At 72.4% G+C, this 25,831-nt stretch carries 25 protein-coding genes; 6 read left to right on the top strand and 19 right to left on the bottom strand.

Going from position 1 to position 25,831, the window contains the following annotated elements:
- Nucleotides 1–95 precede the first annotated feature (95 nt).
- Together ACDF64_RS12970 and ACDF64_RS12965 are read left to right on the top strand one after the other, a co-directional pair.
- Nucleotides 96–515, top strand: coding sequence for a YchJ family protein (locus ACDF64_RS12970; protein ID WP_394551773.1), 420 nt, complete (start codon nucleotides 96–98; stop codon nucleotides 513–515).
- 141 nt (nucleotides 516–656) lie between these two features.
- Nucleotides 657–1,589 carry an NADP-dependent oxidoreductase gene (locus ACDF64_RS12965; protein WP_394551772.1) on the top strand — a complete coding sequence of 311 codons (933 nt, stop codon included), beginning with the start codon at nucleotides 657–659 and terminating at the stop codon, nucleotides 1,587–1,589.
- 22 nt (nucleotides 1,590–1,611) lie between these two features.
- Here ACDF64_RS12965 and ligD read toward each other — a convergent pair whose 3' ends face one another.
- From ligD to ACDF64_RS12945, 4 genes are all read right to left on the bottom strand, one after another.
- A complete protein-coding gene (gene ligD / locus ACDF64_RS12960) occupies nucleotides 1,612–2,634 on the bottom strand; it encodes a non-homologous end-joining DNA ligase (protein ID WP_394551771.1) in 1,023 nt (340 codons plus the stop codon).
- A gap of 103 nt (nucleotides 2,635–2,737) precedes the next feature.
- On the bottom strand, nucleotides 2,738–3,805 hold the full coding sequence (locus tag ACDF64_RS12955; protein WP_394551770.1) for a YihY/virulence factor BrkB family protein: 1,068 nt from the start codon (nucleotides 3,803–3,805) through the stop codon (nucleotides 2,738–2,740).
- Between the two features lie 167 nt (nucleotides 3,806–3,972).
- Nucleotides 3,973–4,908: a hypothetical protein gene (locus ACDF64_RS12950; protein WP_394551769.1), complete on the bottom strand. Its 936-nt coding sequence runs from the start codon at nucleotides 4,906–4,908 to the stop codon at nucleotides 3,973–3,975.
- 187 nt (nucleotides 4,909–5,095) lie between these two features.
- The gene (locus ACDF64_RS12945; RefSeq protein WP_394551768.1) at nucleotides 5,096–6,868 is read right to left on the bottom strand and encodes a cation:proton antiporter; all 1,773 of its coding nucleotides are present in this window, start codon (nucleotides 6,866–6,868) and stop codon (nucleotides 5,096–5,098) included.
- A gap of 185 nt (nucleotides 6,869–7,053) precedes the next feature.
- Between ACDF64_RS12945 and msrB the strand changes: the two genes are divergently transcribed.
- Both msrB and msrA read left to right on the top strand, forming a co-directional pair.
- The gene (msrB, locus tag ACDF64_RS12940) at nucleotides 7,054–7,545 is read left to right on the top strand and encodes a peptide-methionine (R)-S-oxide reductase MsrB (protein ID WP_394551767.1); all 492 of its coding nucleotides are present in this window, start codon (nucleotides 7,054–7,056) and stop codon (nucleotides 7,543–7,545) included.
- 4 nt (nucleotides 7,546–7,549) lie between these two features.
- Nucleotides 7,550–8,119: a peptide-methionine (S)-S-oxide reductase MsrA gene (gene msrA / locus ACDF64_RS12935; RefSeq protein WP_394551766.1), complete on the top strand. Its 570-nt coding sequence runs from the start codon at nucleotides 7,550–7,552 to the stop codon at nucleotides 8,117–8,119.
- A gap of 120 nt (nucleotides 8,120–8,239) precedes the next feature.
- On the opposite strand, the gene ACDF64_RS12930 is transcribed toward msrA, so the two are convergent.
- Nucleotides 8,240–8,515: a hypothetical protein gene (locus ACDF64_RS12930; protein WP_394551765.1), complete on the bottom strand. Its 276-nt coding sequence runs from the start codon at nucleotides 8,513–8,515 to the stop codon at nucleotides 8,240–8,242.
- A gap of 60 nt (nucleotides 8,516–8,575) precedes the next feature.
- Here ACDF64_RS12930 and ACDF64_RS12925 point away from each other — a divergent pair, with 60 nt between their 5' ends.
- Nucleotides 8,576–9,079, top strand: coding sequence for a flavin reductase family protein (locus tag ACDF64_RS12925; protein WP_394551764.1), 504 nt, complete (start codon nucleotides 8,576–8,578; stop codon nucleotides 9,077–9,079).
- Here the strand turns inward: ACDF64_RS12925 and ACDF64_RS12920 are convergent.
- The 5 genes from ACDF64_RS12920 to adhE all read right to left on the bottom strand — a co-directional run bounded on the left by ACDF64_RS12920 (nucleotide 9,076) and on the right by adhE (nucleotide 15,408).
- On the bottom strand, nucleotides 9,076–10,347 hold the full coding sequence (locus ACDF64_RS12920) for a Fic family protein (protein ID WP_394551763.1): 1,272 nt from the start codon (nucleotides 10,345–10,347) through the stop codon (nucleotides 9,076–9,078). The two genes, ACDF64_RS12925 and ACDF64_RS12920, sit on opposite strands and share 4 nt — an antisense overlap.
- A 44-nt stretch (nucleotides 10,348–10,391) precedes the next feature.
- The gene (locus ACDF64_RS12915) at nucleotides 10,392–11,108 is read right to left on the bottom strand and encodes a uracil-DNA glycosylase family protein (RefSeq protein WP_394551762.1); all 717 of its coding nucleotides are present in this window, start codon (nucleotides 11,106–11,108) and stop codon (nucleotides 10,392–10,394) included.
- 21 nt (nucleotides 11,109–11,129) lie between these two features.
- Nucleotides 11,130–11,492, bottom strand: a complete 363-nt coding sequence (locus ACDF64_RS12910) for a hypothetical protein (protein WP_394551761.1) — start codon at nucleotides 11,490–11,492, stop codon at nucleotides 11,130–11,132.
- Nucleotides 11,493–11,632: 140 nt separating this feature from the next.
- Complete coding sequence (locus ACDF64_RS12905) at nucleotides 11,633–12,601, bottom strand: formate/nitrite transporter family protein (protein WP_394551760.1); 969 nt, start codon at nucleotides 12,599–12,601, stop codon at nucleotides 11,633–11,635.
- 107 nt (nucleotides 12,602–12,708) lie between these two features.
- Entirely contained in the window at nucleotides 12,709–15,408 is a 2,700-nt protein-coding gene (adhE, locus tag ACDF64_RS12900) for a bifunctional acetaldehyde-CoA/alcohol dehydrogenase (RefSeq protein ID WP_394551759.1), read from the bottom strand.
- A 219-nt stretch (nucleotides 15,409–15,627) separates the two neighbouring features.
- On the opposite strand from adhE, the gene ACDF64_RS12895 reads away from it, so the two are divergent.
- Nucleotides 15,628–15,831 carry a cold-shock protein gene (locus ACDF64_RS12895; protein ID WP_394551758.1) on the top strand — a complete coding sequence of 68 codons (204 nt, stop codon included), beginning with the start codon at nucleotides 15,628–15,630 and terminating at the stop codon, nucleotides 15,829–15,831.
- 85 nt (nucleotides 15,832–15,916) lie between these two features.
- On the opposite strand, the gene ACDF64_RS12890 is transcribed toward ACDF64_RS12895, so the two are convergent.
- The 9 genes from ACDF64_RS12890 to ACDF64_RS12850 all read right to left on the bottom strand — a co-directional run bounded on the left by ACDF64_RS12890 (nucleotide 15,917) and on the right by ACDF64_RS12850 (nucleotide 25,800).
- Nucleotides 15,917–17,443, bottom strand: a complete 1,527-nt coding sequence (locus ACDF64_RS12890; protein ID WP_394551757.1) for an L-rhamnose mutarotase — start codon at nucleotides 17,441–17,443, stop codon at nucleotides 15,917–15,919.
- Between the two features lie 94 nt (nucleotides 17,444–17,537).
- The gene (locus ACDF64_RS12885; RefSeq protein ID WP_394551756.1) at nucleotides 17,538–18,332 is read right to left on the bottom strand and encodes an enoyl-CoA hydratase/isomerase family protein; all 795 of its coding nucleotides are present in this window, start codon (nucleotides 18,330–18,332) and stop codon (nucleotides 17,538–17,540) included.
- On the bottom strand, nucleotides 18,329–19,507 hold the full coding sequence (locus ACDF64_RS12880; protein WP_394551755.1) for a hypothetical protein: 1,179 nt from the start codon (nucleotides 19,505–19,507) through the stop codon (nucleotides 18,329–18,331). Before ACDF64_RS12880 ends, ACDF64_RS12885 begins: the two co-directional genes overlap by 4 nt.
- Nucleotides 19,504–20,730, bottom strand: a complete 1,227-nt coding sequence (locus tag ACDF64_RS12875) for a CaiB/BaiF CoA transferase family protein (protein ID WP_394551754.1) — start codon at nucleotides 20,728–20,730, stop codon at nucleotides 19,504–19,506. The genes ACDF64_RS12880 and ACDF64_RS12875 overlap by 4 nt, the downstream gene beginning before the upstream one ends.
- Nucleotides 20,727–21,851, bottom strand: a complete 1,125-nt coding sequence (locus ACDF64_RS12870) for a Gfo/Idh/MocA family protein (RefSeq protein WP_394551753.1) — start codon at nucleotides 21,849–21,851, stop codon at nucleotides 20,727–20,729. The genes ACDF64_RS12875 and ACDF64_RS12870 overlap by 4 nt, the downstream gene beginning before the upstream one ends.
- Nucleotides 21,848–22,807 (bottom strand): MBL fold metallo-hydrolase, encoded by a 960-nt coding sequence (locus ACDF64_RS12865; protein ID WP_394551752.1) that lies wholly within the window; start codon nucleotides 22,805–22,807, stop codon nucleotides 21,848–21,850. The genes ACDF64_RS12870 and ACDF64_RS12865 overlap by 4 nt, the downstream gene beginning before the upstream one ends.
- Nucleotides 22,808–22,825: 18 nt before the next feature.
- Nucleotides 22,826–23,977, bottom strand: a complete 1,152-nt coding sequence (locus ACDF64_RS12860; RefSeq protein ID WP_394551751.1) for a mandelate racemase/muconate lactonizing enzyme family protein — start codon at nucleotides 23,975–23,977, stop codon at nucleotides 22,826–22,828.
- Between the two features lie 7 nt (nucleotides 23,978–23,984).
- Nucleotides 23,985–24,944, bottom strand: coding sequence for a carbohydrate ABC transporter permease (locus tag ACDF64_RS12855; RefSeq protein WP_394551750.1), 960 nt, complete (start codon nucleotides 24,942–24,944; stop codon nucleotides 23,985–23,987).
- Nucleotides 24,937–25,800 carry a carbohydrate ABC transporter permease gene (locus ACDF64_RS12850; protein ID WP_394551749.1) on the bottom strand — a complete coding sequence of 288 codons (864 nt, stop codon included), beginning with the start codon at nucleotides 25,798–25,800 and terminating at the stop codon, nucleotides 24,937–24,939. The genes ACDF64_RS12855 and ACDF64_RS12850 overlap by 8 nt, the downstream gene beginning before the upstream one ends.
- Nucleotides 25,801–25,831: the final 31 nt, after the last annotated feature.

Here is a 25,831-nt window from a genome sequence, read left to right as displayed (position 1 = left end):
AACTGGACAGATCCTCAGTTCCAGCTGGGCAAGTCGTGCATGGACCCGCTCGCATCCGCGGGATTCCGGGCGAGCGGGCGCGGCATACTCGGAGGGTGACGGATGCCCCGACCGCCTTCCCGACCCCCTCCGACGCCGACCGCTGCCCGTGCGGGAGCGGCGACGCGTTCGGCGCGTGCTGCAGCCCGTTCCTGCGCGGGATCGGCGCTCCCCCGACGGCCGTGCAGACCATGCGGTCGCGGTACACCGCGTACGTCGTGGGCGACCGGGCGCACCTGCTCGCGACGTGGCATCCGTCGACCCGACCGGCCGAGCTCGACCTCGATCCCGCGCTCGAGTGGCGCTCGCTCTCGATCCTGCGGACCGAGCGCGGCGGCCCGTTCGACGCCGACGGCGTCGTCGAGTTCGTCGCCGCCTGGCGCGAGGGCGGCGACCGCGGACGCCTGCACGAGACGAGCCGGTTCCGCCGCGAGGGCGGGCGCTGGACCTACGTCGACGGGGACCTCGCGCGCTGAGCGCCTCGCGCGACGACGCAGCGGGTGCGGGCGCCGACTCGCGCCGGTGATGCGGAGTTCACGATCCGGTTCTTGTGCTCGGGAGCGCCGCGGGTGTACTCATCGATCACCCGAACGCTCGATCGACGAGGGAGACGATTCATGAAGGCGTACGTCCTGCACAGTCCGGGCGAGGCTCCGCGGTTCACGGAGGTGGACATCCCGGAACCGGCGCCGGGCGAGGTCCGGGTCCGGGTGACCGCCGCGTCCGTCAACGGGTTCGACCTCGCCGTCGCCGCCGGCATGATGGCGCCGTTCTTCGAGTACCGCTACCCGGTGGTGCTCGGCCGCGAGTTCGCCGGCGTCGTGGACGCCGTCGGGCCGGACGCCGACGGCCTCGCACCGGGCGACCGCGTCATCGGGGTCGTCGCCAAGCCGCACCTCAGCGAGGGCGCGTTCGCCGAGTACACCACCGCGCCTGTCGACTCCGCGGTCGTGCACGCGCCCGCCTCCGTCGACGACGTGGTGGCCGCGTCGCTCGCGCACGGCGGATCGACCGCCGTCGCCTGCCTCGAGCCGATCGACCTCGAGGGCGCGACCGTCCTCATCGTCGGCGCGACGGGCGGCGTGGGCACGCTGGCCGTGCAGCTCGCGGAGGCGGCCGGGGCTCGCGTCATCGCGACCGCGCGCACGCCCGAGGGTGCGGAACTGCTCGAGTCGCTCGGCGCGGACGCCGTCGTCGCCTACCCCGACGGGCTCGGCGACGCGGTCCGGGCGCTCGCGCCCGACGGCGTCGACGCCGCGATCCACCTCGCCGGCGACCCGGCCGAGATCTCGCCGGTCGTGCGCGACGGAGGGCTGTTCGTGTCGCCGCTGCTGTACTCGCCCGAGCAGTTCGCCGACGACCGGCTGACGTTCGTCCCGATCGCCGCGGCGCCCACGCGCGAGATGCTCGCCTCGCTCGTCGCGCTCGTCGACGAGGGCAGCCTGCAGATCATCGTCGACCGCAGCTTCGCGTTCGACGAGCTGGAGGACGCGCACGCGGCCTGGGGCCGGAACACCCTCGGGAACCTCGTGGTGATCGCCCCGGCCTGAGAGGCCGATTCGCCGACCCGGGTCAGTCCGGCCGCTTCGCGCGGCTCGGCTGCACCCGGGTCGGCTCCCCCGGCATCTTCGGGAAGTCCGGCGGGAAGGGCGGCTCGCCGAGGCCGGCCTCGAGGTCGCGCCGCCACCAGTCCAGGAGCACGTCGATGCGGCCGCGCGACGACGCCATGCCCGCCCACGGGTCGCCGCGCTCGGCGAGGCGGCCGGGCACGGTGCCCACCGTGAGCTCGCGCGGCACCGCGGACTCGAGTTCGTCCCACTCGAGCGGGCACGACACGCTCGCCCACGGCAGCGCACGCGGGCTGTAGGCGCCCGCCATCGTGCGATCGCGGTTGGCCTGGTTGAAGTCGACGAAGACGCGCTCGCCGCGCTCCTCCTTCCACCAGGCGGTCGTCACCCGGCTGGGCATCCGCCGCTCGAGCTCGCGCGCGGCCGCGATGACCGCGTGCCGCACGTCGAGGAACTCGTGCTCGGGCTCGATCGGCGCGTAGACGTGGATGCCCCGGTTGCCGGAGGTCTTCACGAAGGCCGTGAGCCCGACCTCGTCGAGCAGGTCGCGCAGCGCGAGCGCCGCGGGCACCGCGTCGCCGAAGTCGGTGCCGGGCTGGGGGTCGAGGTCGATCCGGAGCTGGTCGGGCAGGTCGGACGCGCCCGCGCGCGACGCCCACGGATGGAACACGACGGTGTTCATCTGCGCCGCCCAGACCGCCGCGGCGGGCTCGTCGAGCACGAGCTGCGGGTGCGACCGCCCGCTCGGGTACGTGACCGGCACCGCGCGCACCCACTCGGGCGCGCCCTTGGGCGGGTTCTTCGAGAAGAACTGCTCGCCGTCGACGCCGCCCGGGAACCGCTGCAACGAGACCGGGCGGTCGCCGTTGGCCTCGATGAAGGCGTCGCCCACCGCGACGAGGTACTCGGCGAGGCCGAGCTTCGTGATGCCGGTCTCGGGCCAGAGGACCCGGGCCGGACTCGAGATCCGGATGTCCCGCGGCCCCTGAGGGCCCGGAACGGTCAGCGTCGTCGCGTCGGCAGCCACGCGGGCGACGCTACCGCACCGGTGCGACAGCCGGGGCGGATGCGGCGCGCCGACGGGCGCAGCCCGCCGACCGCGGTCGGGCCCCGGACCGGGGCATCCTCAGTCAGTCCGTACCGGGAGCGGCCGCCCGACGGGCCTTCGCCTCCTCCGCCGCGAACGCCTCGCGGGCGGCCTGCACCTCGGCGCCCGCGAGCCCGGCGCGCCGTTCGGCCAGCCGCACGCGACGCAGCGCCATCGATCGCGCGCCGAACCGCTCGGCGACGCGATCCTCGGCCTCGCGGATGCCCGTGACCACCCAGGCGTCCGCGAGCAGCACGACCTGCGAGGACAGGTTGAGCCAGATCAGGATCGCGATGAGCGACGCGGCCGACGCCAGCAGCGGATTCCGCGACGCACCGCCGACGAAGAGCCCCGAGAGCACCTGCAGCACGGTGAGCGCGAATCCGCCGAGCAGCGCGGCGACCCAGAGGTGGCGAAAGCGCGGCGCGAGGCCCGACAGCAGTCGGATCACCCCGGCGACGACGACCGCGTCGAGGAGGAACGTGACGAGGATCGGCGTCGCGGCGATCGCGAACCGTGCGAACGGCTCGCCCGACCCGATGCCGAGCCGATCGAAGACGGACCCGAGCAGGGTCGTGCCGAACGTCGTCAGCACCGCGCCTGCCGCGAGGAGCACGCCGAACGCGGCCGCGATCGCGAGATCGCCGAGCAGCCGCCAGAGGAAGAACGCCTGCGCATCGGGCAGGTCGGCGATCGTGCGCATCGCGATGCGCAGCGAGTTGATCGCGCCGATCGCCGTGCCGATGAAGCCGACGAGTGCGATGAGGCCCGCGATCGAGAGGCTCACGGGCTGGATGAGGTCTTCGGGCGTGATCAACCCGTCGGGGCCGACGATGCCGGGGATCGCCTGGTCGAGCGCCTCGACGAGGGCGTCCAACGCGTCGGGGCTTCCCGCGAGCCACAGGCCGGCGATCGCGAAGCCCACGAACAGGCCCGCGAAGAGCGAGAACATCGTGCGGTAGGTCACGCTGTCCGCGAGCATCGCGCCGTGGTGCTCCTGGTAGAGCAGGAACACGCGCACCGGCCGCAGCGCGAGCACCCACTCGACGAGGCGCTTCACGCGCGCCTGGAGCCCCGGCCCCCGGCCGGCGTCCCCCCTGGGCTGGTCCATGCGTTCACGCTAGTCGCGGTCGCCCCGCGCGTCGCGGTGCACGGCCGACCGGGAGCGGAACGACGCCCGCGTCGCGGCACGACGCGACGCGGGCGCCCGGATCGAACGATCCGGGCGCCCCGTCGTGGTCGCGCAGGCGGGCTGCGCCGCAGCGGTCGGTGCCGCGCTCAGTACCAGCCGTTGGCGTTGAACGAGTCCCAGGCGCCGCAGGGCGTCCCGTAGCGGCCCGAGATGTACCCGAGGCCCCACTTGATCTGGGTGGCGGGGTTGGTCTGCCAGTCCGCGCCGTAGACGGCCATCTTGCTGCCGGGCAGCGCCTGCGGGATGCCGTAGGCCCCGCTCGAGCGGTTCTCGGCGGAGACGTTCCAGCCGGACTCGTGGCTCCAGAGGCTGACGAGGCAGCCGAACTGGTCGTCGCCCCAGCCGTACATGGACAGCATGAGGTCGCGCGCGATGGCCTGCGCCTCGCTCGGGTTCGACGGCACCGCCGGGCGCGACGCCGCGGTCGAACGCGCCGACTGCGCCTCGGCCGCGGCACGCGCGGCCTCGGCCGCAGCGGCGGCCTCGGCGGCCGCCTTCTCGGCGGCGACCCGGTCGAACTCGGCGACCTGCGACTGCACGGTCGCGGTGAGCGAGGTCATCGCCTCGGCGCGCGCGAACACGACCGACGGCGACAGGCGCACGTAGTCGTCGAGAAGCGCGACGGCGGAGCTGAGCGCGGTCGCGTCGACCTTGCCCTGCGCCGCGGCGATCGTGCCGTTCGCGCCGGAGAGCGCGGCCTCCGCGACGTGCTCGGCGCGCGCGTCGAGGATCGCCGAGTGCGCGTCGGCCTGGGCCGCATCGGGGTTCGCGGCGTCCGTGAGCGCACGCGTCTCGGCGACGCGGTCGTTCTGCGCGGCGATCGCCGACTGGACCGCGAAGCCCGAGCCGGTCGCGACGCCGAGTGCGATCACGCCCGCGACGGCGATGCCCATCGCCGTGCGACGGCGGTCGAGCCGATGGTGCCTCGCCGCGAATCGCGACGGCGTCGCGGGGGTCTGGCCGCCGGCCGCCTCGAGGGCGTCGACGGGCGTGCTGGACGTTTCGGGGGTGTTGTTTCGCATGGGTTCCACATGCCGGCAGCGAGGCACGAAGGCCTTCGCGTCGGCAGTCTCTCTTCACGCGGCGCCGGGGCGCGCCGAACGGTTGGCCAGTCTGCCCAGCGGTTCTGGACAGGTCCTCACCTTTTCCTGTGAATCCCGTGCACGCGGTCGACCACGCCGCACCCCGTGCGAGGCCGCGACGGCCGCGTCAGCCCTCGTCCCGGACCGCTCCCCGGAGGGTCATGCTGATCTCGTCGGCGTCGAGCACGTCGAGTGCCGCGGCCAGCGCGGACGAGCTGTAGAGGCCGTCGTCGCGCGCGTCGAGGAGTGCGGAACGCTGCGCCACGATGATCTGGAGTCGGAGGGTCCGCATGTGCTCGCGCCGCGCCTCGGATGCGGGATCGGCCGGCTCGCCGTGCTCCGCGCGGTCGCGCTCGACGATCCGGTCCGCGACGTCGTGCAGCAGCCGGTCCAGCTCCGCTCGTTCGGTCGCGCTCGCCGCAGGATCGACCGTCGCCGGCTTCACGCGGCGCACGAGCCAGCCGATCGTGCCGCCCTGCACGAGCAGCGAGATCGCCGCGACGAAGAAGGCGGTGAGCACGAGCACCGACCGCCCCGGCGTGTCGCTCGGCAGGGTCTGCGCCGCGGCCAGCGTGATCGCGCCGCGCATGCCCGCCCAGACGATCACGGTGCCCTCGCGCCACCCGAGCGGCACGGCGAGGAAGTAGTCGATGTCCGCGGCCTTGCGTCGGATCCTGCGGCGGAACCGACCGACGCGCTCGGCGTCGGGCACGCGCGCGCGACGCCGCGCCGCGCGCGGTTCCGGTCCGTCGCCCGGGCGCAGCTCGCCGGGCGGACGCTCGGCGGCGATGATCGGCATCCCCGCCGTCTGTGCGATCGCGTGGTCGGCGCGTTCGTCGAGCTGGTGCTCGTCGAGTCGGCGCTCGACCTCCGCGAGGCGCGGCCGGAGCGCGGCGGCCCGGCGCGCGCGTCGCCCGCTCCAGCGGATCGTCACGGCGACGTAGCCGGCGCGGATGACCAGGCCCGCGATGAGCGAGACGACCGCGATCAGCACGCTGATCGTGATGTCGACGCCGTACCGGCGGTTCGAGAGGTCGTCGATGAGCGTCGACAGCTCGAGGCCGAGGATCAGGAACACCGCGCCCTCGAGGATCAGCTCGATCGCGCGCCAGTTCTGCGCGTCCGAGATGCGGTGCTGCGGCGCGAGCGAGCGGATCGCGCCGCGTCCGGTGACGAGTCCGGCCACGACCGCCGCGACGAGGCCCGACGCACCGAGCGCCTCGGCCGGGAGCGATGCGAGGAACGGGACGGTGAACGAGATGACGGTGTTCACCGTGGCATCCGCGATGCGACTGCGCACCCACAGGTTCGCCTTGCCGACGAGGTAGCCGATCACGAGCGCGACGCCGACGGCGAACAGGAAGTCCCCGAGGACGTCCCAGAACGTGACCGCCGCCGCCGTCGCCGCGATCGCCGAGCGCAGGGCCACGAGCGCGGTCGCGTCGTTCAGCAGGCTCTCCCCCTCGAGCACCGTGACGATGCGCGGCGAGACGCCGATCCGCTTGATGATCGAGGTGGCGACCGCGTCGGTCGGGCTCACGATCGCGCCGAGGGCGATGCCGAGCGGGATCCCGAGATCGGGGATGATCCAGGCGAAGAGCAGCCCGATCAGCACCGAGCTGACGACGACGAGGCCGATCGAGAGCGCGCTGATCGCGCCGAACTCCCGTCGGAACTCCATCGCGGGCATCGACACCGCCGCGGCGTACAGGAGCGGCGGGACCACGCCCGCGAGGATCCACTCCGGATCGACCTGGATGTCGGGCACGAACGGGACGAAGCTGACGCCGATGCCCACGAGGACCAGCAGGAGCGGCGCAGCGACGCCGACGCGCGGACCGATCACGGCCGCCGCGGCGATGCCGAGCAGGCCGACCACGACGATGACGAGCACTTCCACCCAGGTCTCCCCTCCCGAACTGGGCCAGTCTTCCGCACCGCCCCGCCCGGCGCGACCATTCGCCCGCCGGGTTCGGGGTCCGAGTCGGACGTCGGGAACAGGATCGACTGCAAGAACGTTCTTTCCATCGGAGCAACCGCCGGCGGTGCATCCAGCCCCGCCCGGCGATGCGATGAGGAGGATCCGTGACGAACGACTACCGCAGCACCCCCGAGCAGGTGGACCGGCTGACGCCGCTCCAGCGCAAGGTCACCCAGGACGACGCGACCGAGCCGGCGTTCCGGAACGAGTACTGGAACCACCACGAGCCCGGCATCTACGTCGACGTCGTGTCCGGCCAGCCGCTGTTCGCATCGACCGACAAGTACGACAGCCGCTCCGGCTGGCCGAGCTTCACGAGGCCGATCGACGACGCAGCCGTGACCGAGAAGGTCGACCGGTCGCTGTTCATGAAGCGCGTCGAGGTGCGCTCGGCTGGCGCCGACAGCCACCTCGGCCACGTCTTCGACGACGGGCCGGTCGCCGACGGCGGGCTGCGCTACTGCATCAACTCCGCGGCGCTGCGATTCATCCCCGCCGGCGAACTCGCCGAGCAGGGCTACGCCGAGTACGCGAAGCTGTTCGAGGCACCCGGGGCGTCCGCGCCCGAGGCATCCGAGTCCCTGAAGGAGGACTGACGACATGAACGGACCCACCGACACCGGCACGGTCACCGAGCGCGCCGGCACCGAGACGGCGGTGCTCGCGGGCGGCTGTTTCTGGGGCATGGAGGACCTGATCCGCAAGCAGCCCGGCGTGCTCGACACGCGCGTCGGCTACACCGGCGGGCAGAACGACCACGCGACGTACCGCAACCACCCCGGCCACGCCGAGGCGGTCGAGATCGTCTACGACCCCGCGAAGACGAGCTACCGCGACATCCTGTCGTTCTTCTTCCAGATCCACGACCCGACGACCCTGAACCGCCAGGGCAACGACATCGGCACGAGCTACCGCTCGGCGATCTTCCCGCGCTCCACCGAGCAGGAGCGGGTCGCGCGCGAGACCATCGCCGACGTCGACGCGTCGGGCCTCTGGCCCGGCGACGCGGTCACGACGATCGAGCCTGCGGGCCCGTTCTGGGAGGCCGAGCCCGAGCACCAGGACTACCTCGAGCGCATCCCGTGGGGCTATACCTGCCACTTCGTGCGCCCGGGCTGGACGCTGCCGGCACGGTCGGAGGCGGCGGGCTCCGAGGCGACCGGCGCCTGAACCGCGGGTGCGGCCCCGGCGGCCGCGACGTGCACCGTTGATGCCCCGTGCGAGCGATCGCGCGGGGCATCCGCATGCCCGGGGCATCCCGCGCTTCCGCTCCCCCGCGCACGCCGCCGGTCACTGCTCGCCGCGACCGGCCGAGAAGTCCGGGTACCCGCGGAACGGCGCCGGGCCGTGCGACCGGACGAACGCGGCGTGCACCTCGGAGCACGCCGCACGGAGGTTCGTGAAGTACCCGATGCACTCCCCCGCGGCCCCGTCGGCGCGGTAGCCGACCTCGTCGCCGCGACGCAGGATGACGACGACGCCGTAGCAGCGCCCGAACTGGTCGCGCAGTTCCCATCGGCCGGCGGTCGGCTCCTGCGCGGCGAGGATGGGATGCCACGTGACCATGATTCGAACATACCTTCGAACACATGCGATCGCCAGTCGGCGACGGGTAGCGTGGCGGGCATGAGCGATGCCCTCGTGTCCGACTTCAAGACCGCGTTCCGCGGCCACCCGGCGGGCATCGCGCTCGTGACCGCCGCGACCGCGACCGGGCCGGTCGGGCTCACGGCCTCGAGCGTGGCATCCGTCGCCCTCGACCCGACCACGCTCGTGTTCTCGGTGACGCGCGCAACGGGAACGGCGGGCGCGCTGCTCGGCGCGCACTCGATGCTCGTGCACTTCCTCGGCGCCCAGCACGAGGAGATCGCGCGGACCTTCGCGACGTCCGGCAGCCCCCGGTTCACGCCCGACCAGGGCTGGGAACGCCTCCCGACCGGCGAGCCGTTCCTCGCCGATGCGCGGGCCGCGCTCCGCGCGGTGCCCCTGCACGTGCACTCCGTCGGCAGTTCGTCGCTCATCATCGCCGAGGTGGTCGAGGTGCGGCTCGGTCCGCCCGCGCCCGCGCTCGTCTGGTACGACCTCGGCTACCACGCCGTGGGCGGGGGTGCGGTGATCCGACGCGGCTAGCCTGCGTCGACCCCGCGCGCCGGCACCGGCGGACCGAGCCGCGGACGACGCGTCGCGGTGTCGCCCGCGCCGATCCGGTTGCTCCGCTCGGTGAGCGCGACGAGCTCGAGATGGCGGTCCGCCGTCCAGCAGATCAGCCGACCGCGCTGGTCCTTCGTGCGGCCGAGGATGCCGGCGTCCGCGAGTTCGACGAGCGCGCGGTGCGCGGCCGCCGCGGAGACGCCGTGCCGTTCGGCGACGTGCTCGACCGTGAGCACGGGCTCGGCGGCGAGCGCACCCAGGATCCGCAGGACGACCGCGTCCCGTCGGGGCGTCGCCGGCGTCCGCCCGGCGTCGTCGCGGAACGCGACCAGGCGCTCGGACACCGCGCGATCGAGGTCGGCGAGCCGCTCGGACAGGAGCACGGCGTTCCCCGCCGCGAGCTCCGCGGCGCGCGCGAACCCGATCACCCAGTCGTCGAGCCGCGGCGGTTCGGCGCGGAAGGCGCCGAGCCCGGCGATGTACGCGTCGGTGTCGCCCGCGAACACCGTGCTGATCGGGATGAGCGTGTTGCGGAGCGCATCCGTGCGGCGCAGCACGGTGTGGATGAGCGCGCGGCCGGTGCGGCCGTTCCCGTCGATGAACGGATGGATCGTCTCGAACTGGGCGTGCGCGATCGCCGCGCGCACGAGCGGGTTGCCCTCCGTCGCGGTGACGAATCCCGCGAGGTCGGCGACGAGGCGTCGGACCTCCGTCTGCGGAGGCGGCACGAACTCGGCCCGCAGCGGGCTCCAGCCCGGCCCGCCGACCCAGTTCTGCTCCTCGCGCAGGCCGAACCGGAGCCGCGGCTCGATCGCGTGCTGGAGCGCTTCGATGTCGTCCACGGTGATCGCGCGCGCGAGGTCGGCGAGCGCGTCGATCGCCTCCTCGGTGGCCCGGACGTTGCCGACGACGTCGAGTGCCACGCGGCTGCCGTGGTCGAGGACCTCGGCGATCGCGAGCTTCTTCGGCGTGATCCGGTTGCCCTCGATCCACGAGGACGAGATGCTCTCGCTGCGGACCAGCAGGTGGTTGAGGTAGCGCCCGCCTTCCGCGCCGATCCGTTCGTCGGCGCGGGCGAGGACCGTCAGCGCGTCCTCCGCTGCCTGCCGCGCCTCCTCCCCGAGGGGCGGGAGCGCGACGCCGAGCTCGTCGGGCACGTAGGCGAGGTAGCGGCCGGGCGCGCGATCGCGCCGCCCGAGCCCCCCGACGTCGCTCGGGTTCCACAGCAGTTCGACGTGGTGCGCCATGCCGCCCCCTTCCGAACCGCGGGCGCCGAGCCCGCAAATCAACTTTAGTCGATGGAAAGGTGATCTGCATCCTCGGCGAGCGCGGTTGCGACCCGCGCGCGCAGGTCGGGCACGAGTTCGTCCTCGAACCACGGGTTCCGCCGCAGCCAGCCGACGTTGAGCGGCGACGGGTGCACGATCGGGACGATCCCCGGCGCGTGGTCGCGCCAGGCATGCACGGTCTCGGTGAGCGTGGCTCCGCGTGCGGCGCCCAGGTGCAGCCGCTGCGCGTGCGCGCCGATGAGCACGGTGAGCCGCGGACGCAGCAGCGGGAGGATGCGCGGATGCCACGCCTCGGCGACGCCCGGTCGCGGAGGCAGGTCGCCGGAGGTCCCCTTGCCGGGGTAGTAGAAGTCCATCGGGACGATCGCGAAGCGGGCGGGGTCGTCGAACTCGGCGCGCCCGACCCCGAGCCAGCCGAGGAGCCGCGCGCCGCTCGCGTCGTCGAACGGGATGCCGCTGGCCTGCGCCTTCCGGCCGGGTGCCTGGCTGATCAGGAGGACGCGGGACCCGGCGGAGCCGAACACGAGCGGGCGCCAGCCCATCGCCGTGTACGCGGCGTTCGCCCGGTCGGCGGCGATCTCGTCGCGGAGCCGCGCGAAGGCGTCGCCGGCCGGCGCCACAGACGCGGTCGGCGCGGTCGGCGCGGTCGAGGCGGGCTCGGGCGCGGGCGCTCCGGCCGCCGGGTCCGCCCGGCGGTGCCGCTGGGGATGCCGATCCATGGGCGTCGGATCGCTCGCGTGTCAGGAGCGCTCGGGCGCGAGCGCGTCCGGCGCCGGGAACGGCAGGCGGAACCGATCGGGATCCGCACCGACCGCGGAGGCCGCGCCGAACTCGTCGGCGACGACCGTGATGCCCTCGGCGCTCGCCTCCGCGATGCGGACCTCGCGCACCGTGGCATCCGCGAGCCGCAGCCGGTACCGGTCGGCGAGGTAGCCGATGCCGAGGCGCTCGAGGTCCTCCTCGGCCGTGAGCCAGTCGACGGGACCGTCGTGCCGCCACCGGCCGAGCAGGTCGACCGCTCGGAAGCCCTCGCCCTCGGGGACGATCCAGCCGAGCCGTTCGCCGTCGGGGCGGCGGTGTTCGATCCAGTCGGTGGGGAGCATACGAGCGACGTTACCCGTCGGGACCGGCCGGACCGAGGCCGTGCGCGCACCGAAGGGGTGCGCGCGGACCGCACCCGCGCCGGGTGGGAGGGAGGGCGCGGGTGCGGGGTCCGGAGGCGGGGTCCGGGGCGGGCGCTCGGTCAGCCGCCGTCGCGCCCCGCCGAGCGGGCTCCGACCGGCGTCGGCGCGGCGCCCGCGGGGGCGACGGTCTCGTCGAGCGCGGTCGCGGGGACGAAGGCGGCGAGGTCGCGTTCGACGCGCGGCGCCGCGCCGGCCTCATCGAAGGCCTCGCCCGGCGTCTCGCCGGACGCCTCCACGGCGAGCGCGGCGGCGGTCTTCGGCCGCCCGCCGACGACCCAGTACCCGAGTCCGACGATCATGGCGCCGCCGACGAGATTGCCGAGGCCGACCCACAGCAGGTTGTTCGCGAAGAGCGCGAGCGTGGCATCCTCGACGCCGCTGAACAGCCCGATCGCGTACGTGGTCATGTTCGCGACGACGTGCTCGAAGCCCGACGTGATGAAGGCGAGGATCGCGGCGAAGATCACGATGACCTTGACGACCTCGTTGGTCAGGCGCGCGCACATCCAGATCGCGAGGCAGACGAGGAGGTTGCACAGGACGCCCCGCACGAAGAGCTCGACCGGGGTCTCGTGCGCCTTGCCCTCGAGCATCGTGGCGAGCATGGCGCCGGCGTCGGGGTTCGAATGGAGCACGCGGGAGGCCACCACGAGCCCGGCGAACACCAGGGCCCCGACGAGGTTCGCGGCGAACGAGAACGCGAGCGTGCCGATGCCGCGCCACCACGTGATGCTGCCCATCACGGCGCCCTGCGTGAGCGTCATCATGTTCGACGTCGCGAGCTCGCCGCCCGCGAAGACCACGAAGGTCAGCGCGACGCCGAACACGAGGCCGGAGACGAGCTTGGCGAGGGGATCGCCCGCCGCGAGCATCGGCCCCGCCGCGCTCACCATGAGCACGACGCCGACGCCGATGTACGCGCCGGCGAGCATCGCCTGCACCGCGTAGCGGCCCGGGTGCGCGGTCGCCTCGACCTTGTGGGCCGCGGCATCCGCCTGGTATCGGAGGGTGTCTTCGATCGTTCGCATCAGGTCACCGTGGTTCGTGGACGGGATGGGCGGGGTGTGAGGAGGGGCCCCGCCTCCGGAAGGAGGAGGCGGGGCCCCTGGGACGCACTCGGCGTCCGGGGCGCGGGTTACGCGCCGGTCGCGGTCGCCTGGACGGGCGCTTCGGCCGTCCGGGCGTCGCCGGCGGTCGCGCTCGCGCGACGCTCGGCGCGGACCGCGTCGAAGGAGGTGCCGTAGTAGGCGGCCTCCATGAGGGTCTTCATGTCGCCGACCATCGGCATCCGCGGGTTGGCGGGCGCGCACTGGTCGCCGTAGGCGGCCATCGCGAGCTCGTCGAGGCGACCGATGAACTCGGTCTCCGCCACGCCCTGCTCCTGGAAGGAGCGCTCGATGCCGATCGCGTCGCGCAGCCGCTCGACCGCGGCGGCGTAGCTCTCCACGCCCTCCTCGGGCGTCGAGGCCGGCAGGCCGAGGTGCGCGGCGATCTCCTGGAAGCGCTCCGGCGCGATGTACCGCTCGTACTTCGGCCAGCTGGTGAGCTTCGACGGCACGCGCCCGTTGTAGCGGATGACGTGCGGCAGGTAGATCGCGTTGGTGCGGCCGTGCACGAGGTGGAACTTCGAGCCGGTCACGTGCGCCATCGCGTGGACGATGCCGAGGAACGAGTTCCCGAACGCCATGCCGGCGAGCGAGGACGCGTTGTGCATCTTCTCGCGAGCCAGCTTGTCGGCGGGGTCGGTGCTGCCCGGCTGCGCCTTCGCGCTGCGCTCGATGTTCTCGAAGATCAGCTTGATGGCGTGGAGCGCGAGGCCGTCGGTGAAGTCGTTCGCGTACACCGAGACGTAGGCCTCGGTCGCGTGCGTGAGGGCGTCGAAGCCCGCGTCGGCGACCAGGAACGCCGGGAGCGCGGCGGTCAGCACCGGGTCGACGATCGCGACCGACGGGGTCAGCGCGTAGTCGGCCAGCGGGTACTTCATGCCGGTCTCGTCGTCGGTGATCACCGCGAACGGGGTCATCTCGGAGCCCGTGCCCGACGTGGTCGGGATGCAGACGAGCTGCGCCTTCTTGCCGAGCTCCGGGAACTTGAACGCGCGCTTGCGCACGTCGAAGAACTTCTCGCGCATGTCGGAGAACTGCACGTCGGGGCTCTCGTAGAGCAGCCACATCACCTTCGCGGCATCCATCGGCGAGCCGCCGCCGAGCGCGATGATCGTGTCCGGCTTGAACTCGCGCATCTGCGCGGCGCCGGCCTGGACGCTCGAGAGCTTCGGCTCGGGCAGCACGTTGTCGATGATCTGCAGGTGCACGCGGCCGGGGCGGCGGTTGAGCACGTCGATCACCTTGTCGACGAAGCCCATCCGGGTCATCCCGCCGTCGGTGACGATGGTGACGCGCTCGACGCCCTTCATGTCGATGAGGTAGCGGATCGCGTTCGCCTCGAAGTAGGTCTTCGAGGGGACCTTGAACCACTGCAGGTTGTTGTTGCGACGCCCGACGCGCTTGACGTTGAGCAGGTTCACGGCCGACACGTTGTTCGACACGGAGTTGCGCCCGTAGGAGCCGCAGCCGAGCGTGAGCGACGGCATGAAGGCGTTGTAGATGTCGCCGATGCCGCCGAGCGCCGACGGGGCGTTCTCGATGATGCGCACGGCCTTGACCGCCTCGGCGAAGTCCGCGATGACCGCGGCGTCGCTCGAGTGGATGGCGCCCGAGTGGCCGAGGCCGTCGAAGGCGACCATCTGCGCGGCGAGGTCGATGCCCTCGGCGGGGGTCGCGGCGCGCAGCACGGCGAGCACCGGTGCGAGCTTCTCGCGGGTCAGCGGCTCCTGGGGCCCGACGCTGTCGACGTCGGCGAGCAGGATCGAGGTGTCCTCGGGCACGCTGAAGCCGGCGTGCTCGGCGATCCAGACGGCGCTCTGGCCGACGACCTTGGCGTTCAGCTTCGCGAGCGCGCAGTTGTCGTCCTCGGCGTGCACGCCGAAGATGAACTCCTCGAGCATGCGCTTCTCGTCGGGGGTCACGCGGTACGCGTGGAGCCGCTCGAACTCGGCGAGGGCCTCCTCGGCGATCGGCGCGTCGAGGATGACGGCCTGCTCGGAGGCGCACACCATGCCGTTGTCGAAGGACTTCGAGAGCACGATGTCGTTGACGGCGCGACCGACCTTGGCGGTGCGCTCGATGAAGGCGGGCACGTTGCCGGCGCCGACGCCCAGGGCGGGCTTGCCGCACGAGTACGCGGCGCGGACCATGGCGTTGCCGCCGGTCGCGAGGATCAGTGCGACGCCCGGGTGGTTCATGAGGGCGCCGGATGCCTCCATCGAGGGCTCCTCGATCCACTGGATGCAGTCGGCGGGGGCGCCGGCGGCCACGGCCGCGTCGCGCACGATCGTGGCGGCGGCGACGGAGCACTGCTGCGCCGAGGGGTGGAACCCGAAGATGATGGGGTTTCGGGTCTTCAGCGCGATGAGCGACTTGAAGATCGTGGTCGAGGTCGGGTTGGTGACCGGCGTGATGCCGCAGACGACGCCGACGGGGTCGGCGATCTCGGTGATGCCCGTGATCTCGTCGTGCGAGATGACGCCGACGGTCTTCTGCTTGATGATCGAGTGGGTCACGTGCTCGCACGCGAACATGTTCTTCACGGCCTTGTCCTCGAACAGGCCGCGGCCGGTCTCCTCGACCGCCATCACGGCGAGGTCGCCGTGGTGGTGGAGCGCGGCGACCGACGCCTTGCGGACGATGTGGTCGATCTGCTCCTGCGTGAACGACGCGTATTCGGTGAGCGCTCCCTGCGCCCGCTCGACCATGTCATCGATCTGGGTGGACATGCAATCCCTCCTGCCCGGCGCGGATGCGGTATCCGCACCCTTGCTGCCCCGGGTTCGGGATATTCCCTCGCCCTTCTTCGACTATGTTCTCACATGTGGTCTGACCACACAAGAGGGAATGAGAGATTCCCTCGATCGAGCACCGGCGATAGGCTGGCGATCGGGAGTCACCGGAGCACGAATCGCGCCGGTGGTCCCGGACAACGAAGGAAAGACGTCATGGCCACCGGCACCGTCAAATGGTTCAACTCCGACAAGGGCTACGGGTTCATCGCTCCCGACGACGGCTCCGCTGACGTGTTCGCGCACTTCAGCGCGATCGTCGGCAGCGGACACCGCAACCTCGAAGAGAACCAGAAGGTCGAATTCGACGTGGAGCAGGGCCAGAAGGGCCCGCAGGCGACCAACATCCGCCCGCTCTGAACCGGACGCGCGGGCCGGGGGCATCCGCCCCCGGCCCGCGCGGCATCCCTCGACTCGGCAGGACCGCTGACGCGGCACGACCGATTCAGTCGAGGTGGAAGACCTCCGGGAGCTCCATCCACCACTCCCCTTCGGCGCGCTCGGCGAACGGCCGCTGCAACGGCTCGCACACCGACCACCACTCCTGGGTCACGGGATCCGCGGCGATCGCGGCCATGTCCGCCTCGTAGTCGTCGCCGACGTACTCCATGTACGCGAAGAGCACCTCGCCGTGCCGGTGGATCGAGTAGTTCCTGATGTTGCTCAGCGTCAGCCGCTCGAGGACCTTCGGCCAGACCGCGGCGTGGAGCCGTTCGTACTCCTCGCGGTTGGCCGCCGGCATGCCGATGACCGAGGCGATCCGCTGCACGCGCGGGCGCGCGCCCGACACGGACCCGCTGCCCTCGTGCAGGAGCCCGCGCGCGGCGAGCGTGCGGAAGAGCGCGTCGATGCCGAAGGTCCACGGTTCGACCTCGTCGGTCGAGCGCACGCGGTTCACGAGCGCGCCGAGCCGCGGCTCGGAGATGCGGACGAGGTCGCCGTCGTGGTGCGTGAAGCCGCGGCCCGGGACGTCGCGGTCGTCGACCGGCGCGAACATCGTGCCGAGGTAGAGCGCGAAGCCGTCCGGGTACTGGTGGTGCGCGCCGACGACCTGGGCGACCAGGTCCTCGGGGTCGCGGCTGATGCGCGCGAGCTCGCTCCGGCCCTCGAGGTGGGTGCCGTCCTCGCCGTCGATGGTGAGGCCGACCACGGACGCGCGCAGGTCGTCGATGCCGTAGCCGGCGTCGAACAGGCGGATGAACGGGCCGACCGAGGCCGAGGCGTTGTTGTCCTTCGCCTTCCCGAGGAGCAGCGCACTCCGGCCCTCGATGTCCCGGAGGTTCACGTCGTTGCCGAGGCTCGCACCCACGATCCGGCCCGTGGAGCTCACGACGAGCACGATCTCGGGCTCCGGGTTGTTCCACTGCGACGCCGGATGCACGCCGACGTCGACGCTGCCGCCGACGGTCGAGAGCACGGGCGCCTTCGTGAACACCTCGGCGTCGGGGCCGATGCCGACCTCGAGGTACTGGCTCCACCAGCCGCGCTCCAGGAGGAACGCCTTCAGCGCGGCCGCCTCCGCCGAGCCCGGCCGGAGCTCGTCGAGCGATCCGCCGATGGTCGCGAGGATCTCGGCGCGGATCCCGGCGGCCGCGTCCTGGTCGCCGCGCGCACGCTCCTCGATCACGCGCTCGAGCATCGAGATCGGGAAGGTCACCCCGCACGCCTTCACGACGTGCAGGTCGATCGGCGAGAGGAGCCACGGCAGGTCCCGGTCGCGGGTCTCGGGCGGCGTGTTCGCGACGAGGTCGTCGAGGCTGCCGAGCACCGGGCCGGTCGCCGCCGCGAGCGCCGCGACCGGGTCGGCGTGCTCGGTGAGGGCGCGCATGGTCGGGAAGTGCACGGTCACGTCGACGACGCCCTCGGGGCGCAGGACGACGACGCTCGGGCCCGCCGGCGTCCAGGCGCGGCCGACGAGCGTCGCCGAGTCGGCATCGACGGGCAGGATGTCGCGGGCAACGGGCCAGGTCATCTGGATTCCTCCGGTTCGGTTCGGTCGACGTGCGGGTGCGGCGGGCGGTCGGTGCTGGCGAGTCGGTGCACGCGAGTCGGGGCGGGCGGCGCGGCTAGCGCCGGTGGAACACCGCGCTGCGCTTCTCGGCGAACGCGGCACGTCCCTCGTCGGCGTCCGCGGTCGCGAACGTGATCGTCTGCAGGTCGCGCTCGTAGCGGATCGACTCATCCTGCGTCATGTTGAACGCCGCGCGCAGGTTCGCCTTCGCGGTCTCGGCCGCGATCGGCGGGCGGGTGGCGATCACCGCCGCGAGCTCGACCGCGCGCGCCACGAGCCGCTCGGGCTCCACGAGCTCGGAGACGAGCCCCCACGAGAGCGCGCGCGGCGCGTCGATCGGGTCGCCCGTCATGAGCATGACGGCGGCGTTCGACGGGCCGATCGAGTGCGCGAGGAAGGTCGACATGCCGCCGCCGCCGATCCAGCCGAGCTTGATCTCCGGGGCGGCGAAGCTCGCCGTCGTCGAGGCGATCCGGATGTCGCAGCTGAGTGCCGTCTCGAGGCCGCCGCCGAACGCGTACCCGTTGACGGCCGCGATGACGGGCTTGCGGCCCGCACGGATGGCGTCGCAGTAGTCGGTCCGGTTCCGGAACTCCCACGGCGTCGCGTACGCATCGAGGGTCCGGATGTCGGAGCCCGCGCAGAAGGCGCGCTCCCCCGCACCGGTGAGCACGATCGCGCGGATCTCGTCGGCGGCATCCGCCCACTCGATCAACGCGACGAGCGCCTTCGACATCTCGGGCGTGACGGAGTTGAGCTTCTCCGGGCGGTCGAGGGTGATGATCGCGACGTGCCCGTCGACGTCGAGACGGAGGTTCGGGCCGGCGGGCGGCGGCGTGGAGTCGGTCATGGGTGCGAGGTCCTTCCACCGGCGAGCGCGGGCCGGGCGAGCGCGGATCGGGCGAGTGCGTCGTACGCGCGGTCGAGTTCGGCGAGGGCCGCGGCACCACCACCGCCGCCGCCGTGGAGCAGCGCGTCCCGCAGGATCGCGGAGCCGTTCGCCTGGAACGGGATGTAGCCGGGTACGCGCGGACGCACCCACGAGTCCTCGATGGTCGCGAGGGTCCGGCGGTAGAACCCGCCGGCCGCCGCGTCGACCGCGGCGTCGGTCCAGGCGCTCCGCAGGCCCGGCTGCCCGTCGTTCGCGGGCAGGAACGTGCGCTGCGTCTCGGGGTCGAGCAGGCCCATGAGGTGGTCGACGAGGGCGGCGTCGGGCCGGCATCTCGAGGAGATCGCGATGCCCGTGCCGCCGATCGTCGACCCGCGGCGTCCGCCGCGGCGCGCGGCGGGCGCGTCGTCGAAGCGGAGCGCCCGCGGCCCGGACGCGTACGTCGCGTACCCGTACACGAGGGGAACGTACGCGACGTCGCGCGCCGACCGCATGCGCTCGAGCAGGCCGATCGGGTTGAGGTCGGCGACGCCCGCGGGCATCCGTGCGGCGAGTCGGGCGAGCAGGTCGAACGCCTCCGCACCGACCTCGACGCCGACGAACCCGCGCTCGGGCGTCACTGCGGGCTCCTCGCCGAGCGCGACGCACAGCGAGGCGAACGTGAGCAGCGCGTGCGGGCCCGCGAGGCTGAGGCCCACGGGCGAGGATGCCGCGAGCTCGAGCACCTCGGACCAGGTCCCGGGTGCCTCGGGCACGAGGTCGGGCACGCTCGCCGCGACCTGCGTCGCGGCGTCGAGCGGGAGCGCCCAGAGCCGGCCGTCGAGCGTGTAGGAGGCGGCGCCCGGCCCGACGGCGTCGGCGCGGACGGCGTCGAGGAACGCGGCGTCGAACACCTCGTCGAGCGGGCGGATCGCCCGGTGCTCGAGCGCGTCGCCGAGGTGCGGGTGGTCGAGCACGATCACGTCGTAGCGTTCGGCGAGCCCGTCGATCGGGGTCGACTCGAAGCCCTCGAGCGGATGCACGTCCCATGCGATGAGCGGATCGCCCGAGGCATCCGTCGCCGTCGCGGCCGCCTGCTCGAGCGCGACGCGCCCGCGCGGGTGGTCCCAGGTCAGGCCGCGGTATCGAGCGGTCATGCGCCTACCGGGTCCGCCGCCGGCTCGGTGGCGCGGGCGGCACCCGACGCGAGCAACGCGTCGATCCGCTCGTCGTCGAGGCCCGCCTCGGCGAGGATCTCGCGCGTGTGCTCGCCGACGAGCGGTGCACCGCGGTACACCTGCGGCGGCGTCGCCGAGAACCGGTACGGGAACCCGGGGGTCTTCACGCGGCCCTCGGTGGGGTGGTCGTACTCGACGAACGTGCCGTTGTGGACGATCTGCGGGTCCTCGACGAGCTCCTCGTAGCCGAGCACCGGGCCGATCCAGATCCCGGCCGCGCCGAGCGTCTCGATCCAGTGCTGCGAGGTCCGCTCGAGGAGCTTCGCGGCGGTCTTCGCGTGGATCTCGTCGCGGCGCGTCCAGCCCTCGACTTCGCTCCGCCACCCCTCGAAGGCGGGTTCGCCGATGAGCTCGCCGAGCTGGTGCAGGTCGGCGAACGCGAGCGCGACGAAGCCGTCGCTCGTGGCGAAGACGCCGTAGGGTGCGCGGATGTAGACGTGGGCGTGCGGCTCGGCGGACCGCTCCTGCGACTTCCGCCCGACCGTGTGGACCGAGAGCTCCTGCATCTGCAGGGTGGTCAGCGCGTCGAGCATGTTCACCGTGACGAGCTGGCCCTCGCCGGTGCGCTCGCGGTGCAGGAGCGCCGCGAGCACGCCCTCGAACGCGGTCGACGCGGTCACCGCGTCGGCGAGGTACTGGCCCGCGGGCGTCGGTGCGTCGCCGTCGCGGCCGGCCGAGAACATCGCGCCCGACATCGCCTGGAGCAGCAGGTCCTGGCCGGGACGGTCCCGGTACGGGCCGTCCTCGCCGTAGCCGGAGATCGAGACGTACACGATCGACGGGTTGATCGCCCGAAGCGACTCGTAGTCGACGCCGAGCCGGGCCGCGACGCCGGGCCGGTAGTTCTGCAGGAACACGTCGGCGCCCGCGACCAGTTCGCGCAGCGCCGCCCGGCCGTCGTCGCTCTTCAGGTCGAGCGCGACCGAGCGCTTGTTGCGGTTCAGCGAGAGGAACGACACGTTGATCTCGTTGCCGGCCGCGCCGCCGGCCGCGGTGTGCCGCTGCCACTCGCCGGTGGTCGGCTCGACCTTCACGACGTCGGCGCCGAGGTCGCCGAGGCGTTGCGCGGCGAACGGGCCCGCCATCGCGATCGAGCAGTCGAGGACGCGGTAGCCCGCGAGCACTCCGGGGTTCTGGGTCATGCCGACTCCTGGTGGTCGTGGGGGTCCTGGTGGTCGTGGTGGGTCTGGTGGTGCTCGTCCGCTCGGTCGTGGACGGCGACCTCGACGCCGCCCGCGGCGGAACTGCGCAGCATCGCGTCGATCAGCTCGACCGATCGCGCGGCGACGTCGGCATCAGAGTTGTTCTCGGTGCTCGCGCCCGTGATGAGGTCGACGAACCGGTTCGGCGGCACGATGCACTCGTACGTGCCCGCACCGGGCTCGATGTCGAGGTCCCACCGCCGGCCGTCGTAGCGGTGCAGCGCGACGCGTTCACGCTCGGTGTCGAGCATCAGCACGCCCTCGGTCCCGAAGACGCGAAGGTCGACCTGGTACGGGTCGCCGTCGGGCAGCGTCGCCGCACCCGAGAGCGCGCCGATCGCCCCGTCGTCGAACGAGATCACCGCGGCGTCGAACAGGTCGACCGCGGCGCCGCCGGTCGACACCTTCGCCGTGACGGCGGCCGCGCGCAGGCCCGTGAGCCAGAACAGGAGCGCGCTCGAGTGCGTGACCTGGCCGTGCGCGTAGCCGCCGCCGCGCGCGGGCGACTGCCACGTGCGCGGGTCGGGGCCGCTCGTCTTCGAGTCCCACAGCGAACGGATGTGGTTCGTGTCGCCGGCGAACAGGCCGCGCGTCGGCGAGGCCATGTGGCACAGCACGTGCTGGACCTCGCCGATGCCCTCGGTCTCGAGGAGCCGTTTCGCCTCGATCGTGAACGGCTTGTAGTTCCAGCCGTACGGCGCGAGGAAGTGCACGCCCGCCGCGCGGACGCGGTCGGCGAGGTCCCAGCCCTGCTCCGCTGTGAGCGTGACGGGCTTCTCGACGAGCACGTGCAGGCCGCGCTCGATCGCCGCGACGGCCTGCGGGTGGTGCAGGTCGTGCGGCGTCGTGATCACGACCGCGTCGAGGTCCTGGTCGAGGAGCTCGTCGTAGTCCCGCGTCGCCATGCCGAACCCGAATTGCTCGCGCACCGCCTCGAGTTCGGGCCCGATGCCGCACACGCCGACGAGGTCGACGTCGTCGCGCCCGGCGAGGATCGGGAAGTGGTTGCTCGTCGCCCACCAGCCGGCGCCCACGGCGCCGAGGCGCACGCGTGCGCTCATCGGAGGCTCCAGGTGCGTCGGCCCGAGGCATCCACCCGCGCATCGACGAGGCCGCGCCGTGCCATCCGCTCGAGGTTCCCGGTCACCGGGAAGACGGCGTAGTCGAGGGCGTCCGCCGGCCACGGCCCGAGCTCGGACCCCGCGAGGCGGACGAGCTCGAGCGTCGTGCTCGGCTCGCCGGCGGCGGCCAGCGCGCGCGCGAGCACCCGGTCGATCAGCTCGGTGTACGCCTCGCTCTCGTCGAGGAATCCGTCGACGCCCGCCCCCTCGTAGACCGGGTAGTGCGCGGTGAGCAGCAGGTCGGCGTCGAGGTCGCGGAACCGGCGCAGGCTCTCGACGTACGGGTCGACGTCGCGGTAGGTCGGTGGGAACGCGGCCCGGCCGTCGGCGTACGGCACCGTCGCGCCGAGCGTCGCGTCGCCGATCAGCAGCGCCCGGTTCGCCGGGTCGTGCACGGCGACGTGACCGGGGCTGTGCCCGGGCACGTGCAGCACCCGGACCGAACGCCCGCCGAGGTCGAACTCGACCTCGGCGTCGAGCGCGACATCCACCGGCACGAGGTCCGACACGCTCCGCAGGTACGCGGTCGTCTCGGGCGGGTCGTCGAACCCGTCCGTCGCCCGGAACTCGCCGTAGCGCACGTCGATGAGCCGGTCGACGTCCTCGACGAGGTCGGCGTCGAGGCGGTGGGCGACGATCCGCACGCTCGGGATCGCGGCCTTCAGCGCGCCGTTGCCACCGGTGTGGTCGTAGTCGCAGTGCGTGTTGACCGCCCAGCGGAGCTTGGCGCGCGGGATGCCCGCGGCGTCGAGGTACGGCAGCAGCGTCTCGGTGATGCTCTCCCGGATGCCCGTGTCCACGAGCAGCGCGGCGTCCTCGCCGACGAGGAGGTAGAGCGCCACGAACCGCTCGCCGAGCGGCGCCTGCACGCGGTGCAGGCCCGGCCTGATCTCCATGGTCGATCCCCTCCCGTCTCAGCGCTCGACGCCGTCGAGCACGACCCGCAGGCCCGCGCGGATGGGCCGCATGTGCGGGCCCGCCGGGTCGGCCCAGCCGTCGCCGTTGCGCGCGCCGTCGATCACGGCCTCATCGATGCGGATGCCGCTGCCGGGCTCGTCCGAGAGGACGATCCCGCCGTCGGCGAACTCGTGGTCGACCAGCACGCCGTCGGCGAAGTCGATCGCCTGGACCTCGGTGGTCAGGTGGTTCGGCACCGCCGGCATGACGTGCGCGACCGCGGGGTTCGCGTTGTAGCCGACGATGCTGACCGGCAGGTCGCGTGCGGCGGCCGCGAGGGCGAGCCGGTGCATGTGCGACACGCCCCAGATCGCGCCCGCCTGGACGACGTCGGGCGCGCCCGCGTCGAACAGCGGGCGGAACTGCTCGACGCCGGTCAGGTTCTCGCCGGTCGCGACGGCCGCGCGCACGGCCGAGCTCAGTCGGGCGTGCCCGACCGCGTCCCAGCGTCGCAGCGGCTCCTCGACCCAGAGCAGGTCGAGGTGCTCCTCGAGCGCGCTCACGTACCGCACGGCCTGCTTGACCTGCCACGACTCGTTCGCGTCGAGCATGAGGCCGGGTCGGGACGTGTTCGCCCGGAGCACCTCGTCCATGATCCGGAGGCGCCGCAGGTCGGCATCGAAGTCGAGGCCGCCCTTGAGCTTGCCCGCGACGAACCCGCGATCGGCGTACTCCTCGTAGAAGGAGGCGACCTCGTCGTCGTCGAGCGCGATGTCCAGGCCCGAGGCGTAGCCGGGCACGAACCGGTCGCGCCCGCCGAGCAGGCGCCAGAGCGGTTCGCCGGCCGCCTTCGCCTTGAGGTCCCAGATCGCGGCGTCGAAGGATGCCACGCCGCCGTAGGTCGCCCCGGCATGGCCGGACTTGAAGACCTGCGCGAGCATGCGGTCGAACAGCGCGGACACGCTGCGCGGGTCCTCGCCCTCGATCGCGGGGAAGAGCCGGGCGAGGTCGGCGTGCGAACCGATGCCGACGCCCTCGATGCCGGCGTCGGTCTCGACGATGACGATCGGCACCTCGGTGACGGCCTCGACGATGTGGCCGTTGACGTCGCCGATCGCGCGCTTCCAATGGTGCTGGGCGGTGAGGGTCCGGCATCCGGTGATCTTCATGCGTGCGTCACTCCTTCGTTCCGCCGGCCGTCATGCCCTCGACCAGGAATCGCTGCGCGAACAGGAAGATGAGCAGGATCGGCGCGACCGAGAGCAGGGTCGCGAGGGCGAGCGTGGGCAGCTGGATGACGATGCTCGAGGCCGTCGTCGGGTTGAAGGCCGGGACGTTCGCCAGCAGGTTCGCGAGGCCCACCTGGACCGGGATCTTCGTGCCGCCGACCACGAGGAACGGGAGGAAGTAGTTGTTCCAGTTCGCGACGAAGCTGAAGAAGCCGACGAGGGCGATCACGGGCGTCGCGAGCGGCATCGCCACCTGGGCGAACACGCGCAACTCGCCTGCGCCGTCGATGCGCGCGGCGTTGAGCAGGTCGCGGGATACCGCGGTCGAGAAGTAGATGTAGGTCAGGTACACGCCGAACGGGAAGAAGGAGAACGGCAGGATCACCGCGAGCGGGCTGCCGATCAGGCGCATCGCGCTCAGCTCGAGGAAGATCGGCAGCACGAGCGCCGTGTTCGGGATGAGCATCACGATGAGCGTCGTCACGAGCAGCAGCTTGCGGCCCCGGAACTCGATGAGCGCGAGCGCGTACCCCGCCGGGATGCTGACCACCAGGGTGATCGCGAGCGCGGCGAACGAGTAGAACGCGGAGTTCCCGAGCCAGGTCGTGAAGACGCCGCTGCCGAAGGCGAACAGCTCGTTCCAGTTCGCGACGAGCTGGTCGATCGAGCCGAAGGCGAACGGTCCGGAGAGCAGCAGTTCGCTGTTGCTCTTCGTCGGGGCCAGCAGGAGCCAGACGATCGGCAGGATGAAGAAGGCCGCGAACGCGAGCAGCACGAGCACGACGACGGCTCGGCCGATCCACTGGCCGGGCGTGAGGGGGTGGCGTGGGCGACGGTCCGCGCGTCGACGCTCCCCGCGTCGGCGGGTCCCCTCGGTCACGATGGCGCGGGTGGTCAGGTCAGTCACGATCGAACAGCTTTCCGCGGAAGATGAAGATCGCCGACAACCCGAGCGCGACGACCAGGAGCATGAGCGAGATCGCTGCGGACCCCGAGAAGTCGCCCTGACGGAACGCGTACAGGTAGGCGAGCTGGTTGAGCGAGTAGTCCTCCGGCACGACGTTCTTGGTCGCCTGCGCGAGCACCTTCGGCTCGACGAAGAGTTGCGTGCCCGCTGCCAGCGACATGATGCCCATGTAGCTGATCCACTTCTTCAGCATCGGGAGCTGGATGTACCAGGCGGTCTGCACCGGGCCCGCACCGTCGATGCGGGCGGCTTCCATGATGTCGGCGCTGATGTTGTTGAGCGCGCCGTACATGATGACGATCCATCCGCCGGCTCCCGCCCAGAACGCGATGACCGTGAAGATGACGGGGAGGTTGCCCACGGCGACGACGTTCACGAGCGACTCGTAGCCGAGCGCGCGCAGCAGGCCCGAGACGGGGCTGACCGAGGGGTCGAGCACGAACAGCCAGAGCAGCACGCTGGACGCGCCCGCGATCGCGCCCGGGATGTAGAAGAGGAATCGGGCGGTGTCGCCGAGCCACCGCACGCGGATGGCGTGCACGACGATGGCGAGCACCACGACGAAGACGATGAGGCTCGCGAGCCAGAACAGCACGTAGAGCGCGACGTGGGCGACGGCCGGGAGGAACCGGTAGTCCCCGAAGACCTTGGTGAAGTTGTCGACGCCGACGAAGGCGCCGTTCCGGGTGAACGCGAGGTAGACCGCGTACAGCGTCGGCAGGAGGCCGAACGCGATGAGCAGCAGCGTGTAGCCGCCGACGAACACGTAGCCGTACCTGGATTGCCCCGCGTTCACCCGGCCCGAGTGCCGGCGCTCCGGCCGGCGC

Source organism: Agromyces sp. MMS24-JH15 (genome assembly GCF_043518605.1).
Lineage (GTDB): Bacteria > Actinomycetota > Actinomycetes > Actinomycetales > Microbacteriaceae > Agromyces.
This window is presented reverse-complemented; position numbering and strand designations above follow the sequence as displayed.